Origin of the sequence: Vibrio sp. Scap24 (genome assembly GCF_013394185.1) — a bacterium.
GTDB classification, from domain to species: Bacteria; Pseudomonadota; Gammaproteobacteria; order Enterobacterales; family Vibrionaceae; genus Vibrio; species Vibrio pomeroyi.
Map to the genome: position 1 here is coordinate 1,762,326 of NZ_CP041332.1, position 14,698 is coordinate 1,777,023.

Genomic DNA, 14,698 nt, shown 5'->3' on the forward strand with positions numbered 1-14,698 from the left:
AAAGCAAAAAGGCCCTAGCATTTCTGCTAGAGCCTAAATATGGCAGGGGTGGAGAGATTCGAACTCCCAACACGCGGATTTGGAATCCGCTGCTCTGCCAATTGGAGCTACACCCCTAAAACTTTATCTTACTTCAGATTCGAAAAAAACCTCGCACTAGGCGAGGTTATCGAATAAGTGGCGGAGTGGACGGGACTCGAACCCGCGACCCCCGGCGTGACAGGCCGGTATTCTAACCAACTGAACTACCACTCCGCAGTGGACTACTTGTCGTCGCTGACAAGTCGTTCATAATTTAAAGCCTGGCGATGTCCTACTCTCACATGGGGAAGCCCCACACTACCATCGGCGCTATTGTGTTTCACTTCTGAGTTCGGCATGGAATCAGGTGGGTCCACAATGCTATGGTCGCCAAGCAAATTTTGCTTTTACTTTCAGCTTTTTTTAAAAACTGAAGGCAAAATAATCTGGAAAACTGTAATTTAAAAGTCTCTTCAAACTCATTCAAGGTCTGTCTTTGAGTCCACAAAACCCCTTGGGTGTTGTATGGTTAAGCCTCACGGGCAATTAGTACAGGTTAGCTCAATGCCTCGCAGCACTTACACACCCTGCCTATCAACGTTCTAGTCTTGAACAACCCTTAAGGACGCTTATAGCGTCAGGGAAAACTCATCTCAGGGCTCGCTTCCCGCTTAGATGCTTTCAGCGGTTATCGATTCCGAACTTAGCTACCGGGCAATGCCATTGGCATGACAACCCGAACACCAGAGGTTCGTCCACTCCGGTCCTCTCGTACTAGGAGCAGCCCCCTTCAATTTTCCAACGCCCACGGCAGATAGGGACCGAACTGTCTCACGACGTTCTAAACCCAGCTCGCGTACCACTTTAAATGGCGAACAGCCATACCCTTGGGACCGACTTCAGCCCCAGGATGTGATGAGCCGACATCGAGGTGCCAAACACCGCCGTCGATATGAACTCTTGGGCGGTATCAGCCTGTTATCCCCGGAGTACCTTTTATCCGTTGAGCGATGGCCCTTCCATTCAGAACCACCGGATCACTATGACCTGCTTTCGCACCTGCTCGAATTGTCATTCTCGCAGTCAAGCGGGCTTATGCCATTGCACTAACCACACGATGTCCAACCGTGTTTAGCCCACCTTCGTGCTCCTCCGTTACTCTTTGGGAGGAGACCGCCCCAGTCAAACTACCCACCAGGCACTGTCCGTAATCCCGATTCAGGGACCAACGTTAGAACATCAAAACTACAAGGGTGGTATTTCAAGGACGACTCCACCACATCTAGCGACGCGGTTTCAAAGTCTCCCACCTATCCTACACATGTAGGTTCAATGTTCAGTGCCAAGCTGTAGTAAAGGTTCACGGGGTCTTTCCGTCTAGCCGCGGGTACACTGCATCTTCACAGCGATTTCAATTTCACTGAGTCTCGGGTGGAGACAGCGTGGCCATCATTACGCCATTCGTGCAGGTCGGAACTTACCCGACAAGGAATTTCGCTACCTTAGGACCGTTATAGTTACGGCCGCCGTTTACCGGGGCTTCGATCAAGAGCTTCGACCGAAGTCTAACCCCATCAATTAACCTTCCGGCACCGGGCAGGCGTCACACCGTATACGTCATCTTACGATTTTGCACAGTGCTGTGTTTTTAATAAACAGTTGCAGCCACCTGGTATCTGCGACTCTCGTCTGCTCCATCCGCAAGGGACTTCACTGATAAGAGCGTACCTTCTCCCGAAGTTACGGTACCATTTTGCCTAGTTCCTTCACCCGAGTTCTCTCAAGCGCCTTGGTATTCTCTACCCGACCACCTGTGTCGGTTTGGGGTACGATTCCTTACAATCTGAAGCTTAGAGGCTTTTCCTGGAAGCATGGCATCAATGACTTCACTACCGTAGTAGCTCGACATCGTATCTCAGCGTTAAGAAAGTCCGGATTTACCTAAACTTTCCGCCTACATACTTGAACCTGGACAACCGTCGCCAGGCCCACCTAGCCTTCTCCGTCCCCCCATCGCAATTGTAAGAAGTACGGGAATATTAACCCGTTTCCCATCGACTACGCCTTTCGGCCTCGCCTTAGGAGTCGACTTACCCTGCCCCGATTAACGTTGGACAGGAACCCTTGGTCTTCCGGCGAGGGAGTTTTTCACTCCCTTTATCGTTACTCATGTCAGCATTCGCACTTCTGATACCTCCAGCAGCCCTTACAGACCACCTTCAACGGCTTACAGAACGCTCCCCTACCCCACATACCCTAAGGTACGTAGCCGCAGCTTCGGTGTATAGCTTAGCCCCGTTACATCTTCCGCGCAGGCCGACTCGACCAGTGAGCTATTACGCTTTCTTTAAATGATGGCTGCTTCTAAGCCAACATCCTGGCTGTCTGAGCCTTCCCACATCGTTTCCCACTTAGCTATACTTTGGGACCTTAGCTGGCGGTCTGGGTTGTTTCCCTCTCCACGACGGACGTTAGCACCCGCCGTGTGTCTCCCGGATAGTACTTACTGGTATTCGGAGTTTGCAAAGGGTTGGTAAGTCGGGATGACCCCCTAGCCTTAACAGTGCTCTACCCCCAGTAGTATTCGTCCGAGGCGCTACCTAAATAGCTTTCGGGGAGAACCAGCTATCTCCAGGTTTGATTGGCCTTTCACCCCTAGCCACAAGTCATCCGCTAATTTTTCAACATTAGTCGGTTCGGTCCTCCAGTTGATGTTACTCAACCTTCAACCTGCCCATGGCTAGATCACCTGGTTTCGGGTCTAATCCTAGCAACTGTACGCCCAGTTAAGACTCGGTTTCCCTACGGCTCCCCTAAACGGTTAACCTTGCTACTAAAATTAAGTCGCTGACCCATTATACAAAAGGTACGCAGTCACACCACGAAGGTGCTCCTACTGCTTGTACGTACACGGTTTCAGGTTCTATTTCACTCCCCTCACAGGGGTTCTTTTCGCCTTTCCCTCACGGTACTGGTTCACTATCGGTCAGTCAGTAGTATTTAGCCTTGGAGGATGGTCCCCCCATATTCAGACAGGATATCACGTGTCCCGCCCTACTCGTTTTCACTGATGATGAGATGTCGATTACGGGGCTATCACCCTTTACTGCGGCACTTTCCAGAGCCTTCATCTGTCTCATTAAAAGCTTAAGGGCTAATCCAATTTCGCTCGCCGCTACTTTCGGAATCTCGGTTGATTTCTCTTCCTCGGGGTACTTAGATGTTTCAGTTCCCCCGGTTTGCCTCCTGTTGCTATGTATTCACAACAGGATACTTACTTATGTAAGTGGGTTTCCCCATTCAGGAATCCCAGACTTAAAGGTTATTACTACCTAATCTGGGCTTATCGCAAGTTATTACGCCTTTCATCGCCTCTGACTGCCAAGGCATCCACCGTGTACGCTTAGTCACTTAACCATACAACCCGAAAGGGTCTTAGTGTATGGCAACTAACCAAGGTTTTTGGTTGTCATTAAGAAGGGTTAATTCTTAATGACTGTTTGCCGGACTCAATGTGATTCAAACAAGTTTGAATCGAATACAAGACACTTGAATGTGTTTGTTGTGTTTACCTTAAAGGTAAACATTGAGAACTTTTAAATTTGATTGAATTACTCGTAAGTAAATCAATCAGTCAGCTTTCCAAATTGTTAAAGAGCATGAGACTTTAAGAACCAGTGTTCTAAAATTCACATTTTCTAAAGACTCTCACAGTCGAAAAATCCAACCAGCGACATAAGAAGTGGTTTGGAGTTTTAACTTCCAAGAATATTTAGAGAATGGTGGGCGATACCGGGCTCGAACCAGTGACCCCCTGCTTGTAAGGCAGGTGCTCTCCCAACTGAGCTAATCGCCCACGATAGTTTTAATTCCTTCGCGGAGAAAGAATGGTGGGTCGTGCAGGATTCGAACCTGCGACCAATTGATTAAAAGTCAACTGCTCTACCAACTGAGCTAACGACCCAATGGTATCCCGTAGGGGAGTCGAACCCCTGTTACCGCCGTGAAAGGGCGGTGTCCTAGGCCTCTAGACGAACGGGACACTGGATTGAAGAACTTGGGAGTTCTTCGTCTCTTTTACTTTCTAAACCTAATCAATCTGTGTGGACACTTATCGTGAGTATCTTCGTATAAGGAGGTGATCCAGCCCCAGGTTCCCCTAGGGCTACCTTGTTACGACTTCACCCCAGTCATGAACCACAAAGTGGTGAGCGTCCTCCCCGAAAGGTTAAACTACCCACTTCTTTTGCAGCCCACTCCCATGGTGTGACGGGCGGTGTGTACAAGGCCCGGGAACGTATTCACCGTAGCATTCTGATCTACGATTACTAGCGATTCCGACTTCATGGAGTCGAGTTGCAGACTCCAATCCGGACTACGACGCACTTTTTGGGATTCGCTCACTATCGCTAGCTTGCTGCCCTCTGTATGCGCCATTGTAGCACGTGTGTAGCCCTACTCGTAAGGGCCATGATGACTTGACGTCGTCCCCACCTTCCTCCGGTTTATCACCGGCAGTCTCCCTGGAGTTCCCGACATTACTCGCTGGCAAACAAGGATAAGGGTTGCGCTCGTTGCGGGACTTAACCCAACATTTCACAACACGAGCTGACGACAGCCATGCAGCACCTGTCTCAGAGCTCCCGAAGGCACACCTGCGTCTCCGCTGGCTTCTCTGGATGTCAAGAGTAGGTAAGGTTCTTCGCGTTGCATCGAATTAAACCACATGCTCCACCGCTTGTGCGGGCCCCCGTCAATTCATTTGAGTTTTAATCTTGCGACCGTACTCCCCAGGCGGTCTACTTAACGCGTTAGCTCCGAAAGCCACGGCTCAAGGCCACAACCTCCAAGTAGACATCGTTTACGGCGTGGACTACCAGGGTATCTAATCCTGTTTGCTCCCCACGCTTTCGCATCTGAGTGTCAGTATCTGTCCAGGGGGCCGCCTTCGCCACTGGTATTCCTTCAGATCTCTACGCATTTCACCGCTACACCTGAAATTCTACCCCCCTCTACAGTACTCTAGTTCACCAGTTTCAAATGCAGTTCCGAGGTTGAGCCCCGGGCTTTCACATCTGACTTAATGAACCACCTGCATGCGCTTTACGCCCAGTAATTCCGATTAACGCTCGCACCCTCCGTATTACCGCGGCTGCTGGCACGGAGTTAGCCGGTGCTTCTTCTGTTGCTAACGTCAAGAGATAGCGCTATTAACACTACCCCCTTCCTCACAACTGAAAGTACTTTACAACCCGAAGGCCTTCTTCATACACGCGGCATGGCTGCATCAGGCTTTCGCCCATTGTGCAATATTCCCCACTGCTGCCTCCCGTAGGAGTCTGGACCGTGTCTCAGTTCCAGTGTGGCTGATCATCCTCTCAGACCAGCTAGGGATCGTCGCCTTGGTGAGCCATTACCTCACCAACTAGCTAATCCCACCTAGGCATATCTTGACGCGAGAGGCCCGAAGGTCCCCCTCTTTGGCCCGTAGGCATTATGCGGTATTAGCCATCGTTTCCAATGGTTATCCCCCACATCAAGGCAATTTCCTAGGCATTACTCACCCGTCCGCCGCTCGACGCCCATTAACGCACCCGAAGGATTGTTAGTGTCGTTTCCGCTCGACTTGCATGTGTTAGGCCTGCCGCCAGCGTTCAATCTGAGCCATGATCAAACTCTTCAATTTAAGATTTTGTGACTCAACGAATACTGACTTCAAAACTACTGTGTAATTTTAAAGCTATTACCATTCCAACAGAATGATAATGAATTGACTGTGCCAAATAACCGAGGTTATTTGTATTGGTCACTCAGTTCATTGAAATCATTGTGTTACCGAAGTAACTGCTATTACCTAAGTAATAACGTTTTGATATTCATCAATGAGTGCCCACACAGATTGATAGGTTTAAATTGTTAAAGAGCTTTTCCTTTTTGAGCTTCGCTCAAATCGGACGGCCATTTTAGCGATTTAAGTTTTAGTGTCAACCACTATTTTCAAAACTTTTTTCAAGCGCTTAGCTTGGCTAATTTGACCTGCTTATTCGTTTTGGTTTCCTAAGAAGTCATCCCGTGTCAGCGAGGTGGCATTATAGAGATTTCGATCACACTGGCAAGCCCTTTTTGAAGTTTTTCTTACTTTTTTGATTGTTCGAGCGTTTTTTGTTCAAAACACCCCATTTTCACTAGTATTCCCCTTAATTAAGGGCTTAAGGTGCCTATATAAAGGAGGATTTATGAGTTCAATACGCAGTTACAAAGGTATATCACCTCAGATTGGGCAAGATGTCTATATAGATACAACTTCGGTACTGGTTGGAGATATCAAAATCGGGGATGACTCTAGTGTATGGCCTTTGGTTGCAGCTCGAGGAGATGTGAACCACATACATATAGGCGATAGAACCAATATCCAAGATGGTAGCGTTCTGCATGTTACCCACAAGAATGCTGAAAACCCTGAGGGTTTTCCTCTATTAATAGGTAATGATGTCACTATCGGTCATAAAGTAATGCTGCATGGCTGCACTATTAAGGATCGCGTACTCGTCGGTATGGGAGCTATTGTGCTGGATGGTGTGGTTATCGAACAAGAAGTGATGATTGGTGCGGGAAGCTTGGTTCCACCTAACAAGGTACTTGAGAGCGGTTACCTATATGTAGGAAGCCCCGTTAAGCAAGCACGCCTATTAAATGATAAAGAACGTGCTTTCTTACAGAAGTCGGCTGACAACTATGTTCAGAATAAAAATGACTATCTAGACTCTGTGCTTCCTGTTTAAAGCGCTTTGATCTGAATTCGATTAGAGGAGTCATACTCCTCTTCTTCTATTAGCTCTTCTGCTAATTCTTCAATATCAAACCGAAGCTCAGAAAATACAGTCAACGCTTGTTCACCTTCTTCTATATCTTTACCAGACAATCGAGACAACTCTTCAACAGACACAGCACATTTGATCAACGCACCAGACTGCTGTGCTGGGAAAACAATAGACTGACTTTCTTCATCCCAATCTTGGATGTCAGGGAATAAGATTGATTGATTCATTTTTATAAGTACCTTGTTACATCTCTAGATTTCTACGTAATTCTCTTAAGATCTGCTTAGTTCCCGGACGAAGACCACGCCATAACATGAAGCTCTCTGCAGCCTGACCCACCAACATACCTAAACCATCATAAGCAGCATGAACACCATTATCTAATGCCCACTGATTAAATAGCGTTGTTCCAGATCCGTAGACCATGTCATAGACGGCGCTGTTTGTATTAAAGATGACATCGGACACTTCAGGGAGCTGGCCACTTAGGCCTGATGACGTAGAGTTAATGATGACATCAAAGCCTTCATTCACATCACTTAGTCCCATTCCTTTGATATTGCCGTTTGAAGAAAACATCTCAGCTAGGAGTTCAGCTTTGGAACTGGTTCGATTAGCAACCACTAATTGTTGTGGTTTTTGATCAAGAAGAGGCTGAATCACTCCTCTTGCAGCGCCACCAGCACCTAGCAAGAGGACTCGAGATCCCTCTAATACCACTTGATGCTGAAGCAAGTCCTGAACGAGGCCCTCACCATCAGTGTTATCACCAATGATCTCTCCGTCATCTAACTTCTTCAATGTATTAACGGCGCCAGCTAATTGAGCCCTTTCCGTTAGGCGATTAGCAAACTGATAAGCGTCTTCTTTAAATGGCGCAGTGACATTACACCCTCTACCACCTTCACTAAAAAAAACTTTAGCCGCGGTAATGAATTGGCCATGTTCTGGCTGCAGTGCTGTATAGGTAAGTTGTTGATTGGTTTGGCGAGCAAATAACGTGTGAATGAATGGCGATTTGCTTTGCCCAATAGGGTTACCGAAAACGGCATAACGATCTACTTGCTGTGTCATATCCTTACCTAACAGAAATAATAAAAAGGGTCATCTATATAGATGACCCTATCACTATCCCTATAAGGAAGGAAGAACTACCAAACTCGCGGTTTTAGGTAGTCACTATAAAGAAGAGCTTCTGGCGACCCGGCTTGTGGTTCATAACGGTATTCCCAACGAGCCAATGGTGGCATAGACATCAAGATAGACTCTGTGCGACCACCGCTTTGTAGACCAAATAGGGTGCCACGGTCATACACTAGGTTAAATTCAACATAGCGGCCACGACGGTATAGTTGGAAGTCACGCTCACGTTCGCCATAAGATGTCTCTTTGCGACGCTCGACAATAGGCAAGTACGCCGCAGCAAAACCTTCACCGACCGCCTGCATGTAAGCAAAACTCTTATCGAAACCCCACTCATTTAAGTCATCAAAGAACAGACCACCAACACCGCGCGTTTCATCACGGTGGGGCAAGTAGAAATACTTATCACACCATTCTTTGTGTTCTTGGTAAACATCATCACCAAATGATGCGCACAGATCTTTAGCGGTTTGATGCCAAGACTGGCAATCTTCATCTACTGGATAGAATGGCGTTAAATCAAAACCACCACCAAACCACCAGATAGGGGCTTCCCCTTCCTTTTCGGCAATAAAGAATCGTACGTTGGCGTGTGAGGTTGGGATATAAGGGTTTTTTGGGTGAATAACTAACGATACACCCATCGCTTCAAACTTACGTCCGGCTAATTCAGGGCGATGAGCGGTTGCTGAAGCCGGCATTGCCTTACCTGCAACGTGAGAAAAGTTAACACCACCTTGCTCAAAGACCGCACCGTTGGTCATCACACGAGTACGACCACCACCACCGAGGCGTTCGCCAGGTTCGCGCTCCCATGCGTCTTCTTCAAACAACGCGCTACCATCAGCTTGCTCAAGCTGTTGGCAAATCGAATCTTGTAGGCTCAGTAAAAACTGCTTTACTGCTTCTTTATCAATTGCTGACATTTACTTTCCTTTGCAGGGTTTAACCCTGTCTTAATATTTTCGACGTTTTTGCATCTCTAATTTCGCTAGGCTTCACGCGACCACCCGTTTGACCTTCTAGAATCGCGACCAAGTGCTGACCCAGTTGCTGTTGGACTTCTTCAGTCGTCATACAAGGCGGTTCACCCGTAAGGTTGGCACTGGTAGAGGTTAACGGCTTACCGAATTCATTACACATTCTTTGAACCAAAGGGTGATCCGTCACTCGTACCGCGATCGAATCAAATTGACCGCTGACCCAATCCGTTACTTTACTGCTGGTTGGCATAACCCAAGTGACCGGACCCGGCCATGTCGCTTTAACCGCCGCTAATTGGTCATAGGTTAATTGGCTCTCATCAATATAAGGAAGCAACTGCTCATAACTTGCCGCAATTAAGATCAAGCCTTTTTCAACCGGGCGCTGTTTTAACTCGAGTAATTTCTTGATGGCTTGTGGATTATCTGGATCACAACCAACCCCAAAAACGCCCTCGGTCGGGTAAGCAATAACTTCACCTTGTTGTAATGCCTGCAATGTATGTTGAAAGTTATCCACGGGTGCCTCATTAATTCAGTTATCTAACTCACTAAGTGTACAAATTATCACTCACTGTGACTAAAGCTATTTGTTTATAAAATGTATCAATTAACAACTTAGACTGACGCAAACGTTTTCCTTGAGCAATTTTACCCGTATAATGCGCGCAAAATATCTAATCACTAATTAAATCGTACCTGAAGGAGTTTGAGATGACTGTCGGTATTATCATGGGTTCTAAATCTGATTGGCCAACAATGAAGCTAGCTGCAGAAATGTTGGATCAGTTTGGCGTGGCGTACGAAACAAAAGTGGTTTCTGCTCACCGCACACCTCAGTTGCTAGCAGACTACGCAACCAGTGCGAAAGAGCGCGGTATTAAAGTGATTATTGCTGGCGCAGGCGGTGCTGCACACCTACCTGGCATGGCGGCTGCTTTCACAAGCGTACCTGTTCTTGGTGTTCCAGTTCAATCTAAAGCATTGAAAGGCATGGACTCTCTACTTTCTATCGTGCAAATGCCAAAAGGCATCGCGGTAGGTACTCTAGCTATCGGTGAAGCTGGTGCAGCGAACGCTGGCATCCTAGCGGCACAAATCATTGGTACACACAATGAAGATGTGATGGCAAAAGTAGAAGCGTTCCGCTCTGAGCAAACAGAAACGGTACTTGCTAATCCAAACCCTGCAGAGGACTAATTCCCATGCATGTTCTTGTGTTAGGCGCGGGCCAACTTGCTCGCATGATGTCCCTAGCTGGGGCACCGCTGAATATTGAAATTTCTGCTTTTGATGTTGGCAGCAAAAATATTGTTCATCCATTAACGCAAGCGATTCTAGGCAACGGCTTAGAAAATGCGATTGAGCGCGCGGACGTCATTACTGCTGAGTTCGAACATATCCCCCACGATGTACTTGAGATATGTGAGCGCAGCGGTAAGTTCTTACCGACTACTGAAGCAATCAAAGCTGGCGGTGACCGTCGTCTTGAAAAAGCGCTGTTAGACGAAGCGAACGTGAAAAACGCTAAGTACTATGTGATTAACTCTCGCGAAGACTTTGACGCTGCGATCGCTCACGTTGGCTTACCAATGGTACTGAAGAGCACCCTTGGCGGCTACGATGGCAAGGGCCAGTGGCGCTTAAAGACACTAGACAATGTTGACGCGACTTGGGCAGAAATGGCCGAGTGCATTGCAGAGACAGACAATCAAGCCATTGTGGCTGAAGAGTTCGTTCCGTTTGACCGAGAAGTATCACTGGTTGGTGCTCGCGGTACCAATGGCGAGATTCAAGTGTACCCATTGGCTGAGAATGTTCACACCAACGGCGTGTTGAGCTTATCGACAGCGATTGATGACATTGAACTGCAAGAGCAAGCGAAAACCATGTTCACCGCAATTGCAGAACGCTTAGATTACGTTGGCGTGCTAGCACTTGAGTTCTTTGACGTTCAAGGTTCACTGCTGGTTAACGAGCTAGCACCACGTGTTCATAACTCTGGCCACTGGACGCAACAAGGCGCTGAAACTTGTCAGTTTGAGAACCATCTGCGTGCTGTGTGTGGGATGCCACTAGGCAGCACTAAGCTGATTCGTCCAACCGCAATGATCAACATTCTTGGTGAAGATACCCTACCTGAAGCTATTCTGGCTCAAGGTGGCTGTCATGTTCATTGGTATGGCAAAGAGAAACGTGCTGGTCGTAAGATGGGCCACATTAACGTGAGCGCTGACTACAACGCAGAACTGCAAAGAGCGTTGTGCTCATTGGCTGATATTCTTGATAAGCAAGCCTACCCTGCTGTGCATGAGTTTGCTGAGCAGATGAAGTAAGCCTACAACATTGGTTGATTGATATAAAAAGTTTATTGGATGTAGAAACGGCGCTCATTGAGCGCCGTTTTTTTCTGGTCATTCACTTACTGTTATTAGCATGACTACTGAGATTGAATGTGATGACACTTGCGATCAGCGCATTGCTTCTTGGTTCCACTAGCTGTTTTCTTCTCCATCAACAGCGGAAACTGGCACTCTTCACAGCGACCAATAACAGGAGGCTGATTAACGGCAAACTTACACTTAGGGTAGTTATCACACGCATAGAAGGTTTTGCCATAGCGAGATTTACGCTCAACCAAGTGGCCTCTACCACACTCAGGGCATGCAATCAGCGGCTGCTCTTCAGGTTGTTCTTTTGGTTGGTCCAAAGATTCGATGTGATTACACTCTGGATAGTTGCTACAACCAATAAACATCCCAAAACGACCTTGTCTTAGTACCAATTCGTTTTGGCATTTAGGACACGGTACACCCAGCTCTTTCACCACATGACCATCATTTTGATGGAGAGGTTTGATGTAATCACAGCTCGGATACTGCTTACAGCCCAAAAATGGGCCGTGCTTACCATGGCGAAGCTGAAGCTCCCCACCACACTGTGGACATGGTTCATGCTCTAACGCATGTTCATGTGCTGAAAAAAGCTGATTATCAATCTTACTACTCATGACAAGCCTGTATTAATGCAAGATACCTTGCTCTTTGGTGTACAACAGCTCTTCCATTTGCGTGTAAGCACTTTCATTACCCGGTACATTGAATAGCACCATTAAGATAATCCATTTCAGGTCATCCAATTCAAATTCGTTAGTCTCTAGCCCCATCACACGATCAATCACCATTTCACGAATCTCTGTCGTGAGCACGTTGATCTGCTCTAGGAACAGTAAGAAACCTCGACACTCCATATTAATACGCGATACCTCTCGACTGGTGTAAACACGCATCGAGGTATTGGAGCACATAGTAATCGCCGCTTGGTTGTCGGTATCTTGAAGTGCCGCAAGATCTTCTAACCAATGGAGGGCCTTATAAATATCGTCTTGGTGAAACCCTGCTCGAAGAAGCTCATCTTCAAGTTCGTCTTGATCCACCTGCAATTCAGAATCGCTATGGATGTAGGTTTCAAACAAGTACATCAGTATGTCCATCATCATAGCTTAGCCTCTCCCCTTTCGAATATAGCCACCGGAAACTGCAACAACATGCCCTGAGAGCTCAAGCTCTAAAAGCTGCATCATGACCTCATGCACAGGTATATGGGTTCTCTGTGCCAAAATATCAACGGGTGTCGCCTCTAATCCTACGTTAGCTAACAGCTGTGGAAATGGCAATTGCTCATTTTCACCCTCATTCGGCGTAGGCTCGAAAAAGCTGGGCTGCTGATCTATAGACCAGTCTAACAGACTCTTTATTTCAATCAGAACATCTTGAGCATTTTGCACTAAACATGCTCCAGCTTTAATGAGGCTGTTACCTCCGCGACTGGTTGGGCTATGAATGGAACCGGGCAGCGCAAACACCTCTCGTCCTTGCTCCATGGCATAGCGAGCCGTAATCAAAGAACCACTCTTCTTAGCCGCTTCCACCACCAAGGTTCCGAGCGACAAGCCACTAATAATACGATTACGACGGGGGAAATGTTCAGGTCTTGGTTTAGCGCTTGGTCGAAACTCTGAAATCAGCGCACCATTTTCACAGATTTTATCGGCTAAGTTTCTGTGCCGCGCTGGGTAAATGGAATCCAAGCCAGAACCCAACACTGCAAATGTTTCTCCTCCCTTATCCAGAGCACCATCATGAGCATAGCCATCAATACCGAGCGCTAAGCCACTGGTGACAATCAAACCGTTTTGGACGAACTCTTTGGCGAAGGACTTCGCGGTTTGCAGCCCTTCGAGACTGGCATTGCGACTGCCGACCATGGCGATTTGAGGTTCAATCAGCTTTTCAACGTGTCCTTTAACGAAAAGAACACTGGGCGCAGAAGCTATCTCATTGAGCAGTTTGGGATAATGTGAGCAATTCGGGGTAATGATGTGATGGTTAGTTTGTTTTGCTTGCCATGCGAGACAAGCCTCCACTTCTCTTGGGGCTTGCTCTCTTAGATAAGAAATTTGCTTGGCTGACAAACCCATCGCTTGCAGTTGCTGACTTGAGTAGCCAACAATGTTCGAAGGGGAATCGATACTCAGCAGGCGAGAAAGGCGTTTGCCACCCAGTTGCGGAACAAAACTTAGAGTTAGCCAAGCACTCAGTTGTTGCTCATTCACTCGGTGCCCTTAATCTCTTCCGTCAAAGCAAGATCCAAAGGCGATACTGCCAGAATGTCATTGCTAACAGGCTTAGAGCTCTGAGTGATCAAGGCCAAGCTAAAATATTCATAAGGACGAATGACCATCAAGCTACCCAGCGAGGTACTTGGCAATTGCACCTTATCACTCGTCGCAGACTCTTTATAACTGTATTCACCTTGCTTACCAAACACCACCGCACCGCTTTCGCTGAGGGTAAACATAGAACCCTGACGAAGGTTATCCTGTGAACCTTTGTTGATCACTACAACCTGATTCTTCGCGCTGTATTGGCTGCCATCTAATGAGCCCAAGATATTAGCAAACTGACCCACCGCACTAGGTGCAGGATAAAACGTGGTAGAGAGCTTCACCTGATCAACACCAAGTTCTGGTAGCACAAGGTCGTTCAGCAATACCTCTTGCAGCTGAGTGTCTATCTGCAAGCTGCTGAACTCAGCATCCACCTCTTTTAAACGCGCAGTGGCGACCAAACGCAACGAGGTAATACTCGCTTGAGGTTGCTGTCGTTGGTAGGTTTCAACGGCGCGGTAGATTCCCCACTTTTGATGCTGCTGGTTACCTGATATGAATAACCGGTCTGCACCCGATAAGAATCTCTTTTCATCACTGGTCCCTAATACTCGTTGCGCCGATTGAATGTCTTGCTGCTCTACCAAGCGATCTGACTGTAAATAAGGCAGAACCAGCCCCTCGTTGACGGTAGGTACTGCTTTTTTCTCAGAGACACGAATCTTAGGACTAAGCTTGATAACAGGCTTGAGGCTCAATACAGGCTCGCCATTAATCCAAACCAAAGACAGTTTATCTCCGGGATAAATAAGATGGGGGTTTTCTATCTCAGGGTTTACCTGCCATAACCTTGGCCACAACCATGGGCTATCGAGATACATCGCAGAAATATCCCATAAGGTATCGCCCTTAACCACCACATACGCCTCGGGTGCGCCCTGTTTAATGGTTAAAGGTTGCTCACTATTTCCCGCCGTAGCGGTGAACGAAATCGAGGCACAAATAAGAGATAAAGCAGGGAATAAATGACGCATGACCTAGGTTCCTTGGTCTGAATATAT

General features: G+C 47.3%; 11 protein-coding genes, 5 tRNA genes and 3 rRNA genes. 3 read left to right on the forward strand and 16 right to left on the reverse strand.

Features of this window, described 5'->3' with window-relative positions; translation table 11 throughout:
* Positions 1 to 40 precede the first annotated feature (40 nt).
* The 8 genes from FLM53_RS07700 to FLM53_RS07735 all read right to left on the reverse strand — a co-directional run bounded on the left by FLM53_RS07700 (position 41) and on the right by FLM53_RS07735 (position 5,707).
* Positions 41 to 117 (reverse strand) — tRNA-Trp (locus tag FLM53_RS07700).
* A 61-nt stretch (positions 118 to 178) separates the two neighbouring features.
* Positions 179 to 255, reverse strand: a tRNA-Asp gene (locus FLM53_RS07705).
* A 45-nt stretch (positions 256 to 300) separates the two neighbouring features.
* A 5S ribosomal RNA gene (rrf, locus tag FLM53_RS07710) occupies positions 301 to 416 on the reverse strand.
* Between the two features lie 130 nt (positions 417 to 546).
* Positions 547 to 3,438: ribosomal RNA gene (locus FLM53_RS07715) — 23S ribosomal RNA — on the reverse strand.
* Between the two features lie 363 nt (positions 3,439 to 3,801).
* Positions 3,802 to 3,877 (reverse strand) — tRNA-Val (locus tag FLM53_RS07720).
* 32 nt (positions 3,878 to 3,909) lie between these two features.
* Positions 3,910 to 3,985: transfer RNA gene (locus FLM53_RS07725), tRNA-Lys, on the reverse strand.
* Positions 3,986 to 3,987: 2 nt separating this feature from the next.
* A tRNA-Glu gene (locus tag FLM53_RS07730) sits at positions 3,988 to 4,063 on the reverse strand.
* Positions 4,064 to 4,152: 89 nt separating this feature from the next.
* Positions 4,153 to 5,707: ribosomal RNA gene (locus FLM53_RS07735) — 16S ribosomal RNA — on the reverse strand.
* The 16S, 23S and 5S rRNA genes sit together here with 5 tRNA genes alongside, the layout of an rRNA operon.
* A gap of 550 nt (positions 5,708 to 6,257) precedes the next feature.
* Between FLM53_RS07735 and FLM53_RS07740 the strand changes: the two genes are divergently transcribed.
* The gene (locus FLM53_RS07740; protein ID WP_176680626.1) at positions 6,258 to 6,803 is read left to right on the forward strand and encodes a gamma carbonic anhydrase family protein; all 546 of its coding nucleotides are present in this window, start codon (positions 6,258 to 6,260) and stop codon (positions 6,801 to 6,803) included.
* Here the strand turns inward: FLM53_RS07740 and FLM53_RS07745 are convergent.
* The 4 genes from FLM53_RS07745 to FLM53_RS07760 all read right to left on the reverse strand — a co-directional run bounded on the left by FLM53_RS07745 (position 6,800) and on the right by FLM53_RS07760 (position 9,488).
* A complete protein-coding gene (locus FLM53_RS07745; protein WP_176680627.1) occupies positions 6,800 to 7,069 on the reverse strand; it encodes a DUF1488 domain-containing protein in 270 nt (89 codons plus the stop codon). The two genes, FLM53_RS07740 and FLM53_RS07745, sit on opposite strands and share 4 nt — an antisense overlap.
* A 16-nt stretch (positions 7,070 to 7,085) precedes the next feature.
* Positions 7,086 to 7,916, reverse strand: a complete 831-nt coding sequence (aroE, locus tag FLM53_RS07750; protein WP_176680628.1) for a shikimate dehydrogenase — start codon at positions 7,914 to 7,916, stop codon at positions 7,086 to 7,088.
* A 77-nt stretch (positions 7,917 to 7,993) separates the two neighbouring features.
* Positions 7,994 to 8,911: an oxygen-dependent coproporphyrinogen oxidase gene (gene hemF, locus FLM53_RS07755; RefSeq protein ID WP_176680629.1), complete on the reverse strand. Its 918-nt coding sequence runs from the start codon at positions 8,909 to 8,911 to the stop codon at positions 7,994 to 7,996.
* Between the two features lie 19 nt (positions 8,912 to 8,930).
* The gene (locus FLM53_RS07760) at positions 8,931 to 9,488 is read right to left on the reverse strand and encodes an L-threonylcarbamoyladenylate synthase (RefSeq protein WP_176680630.1); all 558 of its coding nucleotides are present in this window, start codon (positions 9,486 to 9,488) and stop codon (positions 8,931 to 8,933) included.
* Positions 9,489 to 9,682: 194 nt separating this feature from the next.
* Between FLM53_RS07760 and purE the strand changes: the two genes are divergently transcribed.
* Entirely contained in the window at positions 9,683 to 10,168 is a 486-nt protein-coding gene (gene purE, locus FLM53_RS07765; protein ID WP_017073863.1) for a 5-(carboxyamino)imidazole ribonucleotide mutase, read from the forward strand.
* A gap of 5 nt (positions 10,169 to 10,173) precedes the next feature.
* Complete coding sequence (locus tag FLM53_RS07770) at positions 10,174 to 11,304, forward strand: 5-(carboxyamino)imidazole ribonucleotide synthase (RefSeq protein WP_176680631.1); 1,131 nt, start codon at positions 10,174 to 10,176, stop codon at positions 11,302 to 11,304.
* Between the two features lie 104 nt (positions 11,305 to 11,408).
* Here the strand turns inward: FLM53_RS07770 and FLM53_RS07775 are convergent, their stop codons facing one another.
* The 4 genes from FLM53_RS07775 to FLM53_RS07790 are packed head-to-tail and all read right to left on the reverse strand — an operon-like array spanning position 11,409 to position 14,671.
* The gene (locus tag FLM53_RS07775; protein WP_176680632.1) at positions 11,409 to 11,978 is read right to left on the reverse strand and encodes a type I DNA topoisomerase; all 570 of its coding nucleotides are present in this window, start codon (positions 11,976 to 11,978) and stop codon (positions 11,409 to 11,411) included.
* 12 nt (positions 11,979 to 11,990) lie between these two features.
* On the reverse strand, positions 11,991 to 12,467 hold the full coding sequence (locus FLM53_RS07780) for a DUF494 family protein (protein ID WP_048657837.1): 477 nt from the start codon (positions 12,465 to 12,467) through the stop codon (positions 11,991 to 11,993).
* A 3-nt stretch (positions 12,468 to 12,470) separates the two neighbouring features.
* The gene (dprA, locus tag FLM53_RS07785; RefSeq protein WP_176680633.1) at positions 12,471 to 13,583 is read right to left on the reverse strand and encodes a DNA-processing protein DprA; all 1,113 of its coding nucleotides are present in this window, start codon (positions 13,581 to 13,583) and stop codon (positions 12,471 to 12,473) included.
* The gene (locus tag FLM53_RS07790; protein ID WP_176680634.1) at positions 13,580 to 14,671 is read right to left on the reverse strand and encodes a LysM peptidoglycan-binding domain-containing protein; all 1,092 of its coding nucleotides are present in this window, start codon (positions 14,669 to 14,671) and stop codon (positions 13,580 to 13,582) included. The genes dprA and FLM53_RS07790 overlap by 4 nt, the downstream gene beginning before the upstream one ends.
* Positions 14,672 to 14,698 lie beyond the last annotated feature (27 nt).

Coding starts and splice junctions, on each gene's coding strand:
- hemF (WP_176680629.1), bottom strand. CDS start 8,911: ATGTCAGCAATTGATAAAGAAGCAGTAAAGCAGTTTTTACTGAGCCTA.
- FLM53_RS07770 (WP_176680631.1), top strand. CDS start 10,174: ATGCATGTTCTTGTGTTAGGCGCGGGCCAACTTGCTCGCATGATGTCC.
- FLM53_RS07790 (WP_176680634.1), bottom strand. CDS start 14,671: ATGCGTCATTTATTCCCTGCTTTATCTCTTATTTGTGCCTCGATTTCG.
- FLM53_RS07745 (WP_176680627.1), bottom strand. CDS start 7,069: ATGAATCAATCAATCTTATTCCCTGACATCCAAGATTGGGATGAAGAA.
- aroE (WP_176680628.1), bottom strand. CDS start 7,916: ATGACACAGCAAGTAGATCGTTATGCCGTTTTCGGTAACCCTATTGGG.
- FLM53_RS07775 (WP_176680632.1), bottom strand. CDS start 11,978: ATGAGTAGTAAGATTGATAATCAGCTTTTTTCAGCACATGAACATGCG.
- purE (WP_017073863.1), top strand. CDS start 9,683: ATGACTGTCGGTATTATCATGGGTTCTAAATCTGATTGGCCAACAATG.
- FLM53_RS07740 (WP_176680626.1), top strand. CDS start 6,258: ATGAGTTCAATACGCAGTTACAAAGGTATATCACCTCAGATTGGGCAA.
- FLM53_RS07780 (WP_048657837.1), bottom strand. CDS start 12,467: ATGATGATGGACATACTGATGTACTTGTTTGAAACCTACATCCATAGC.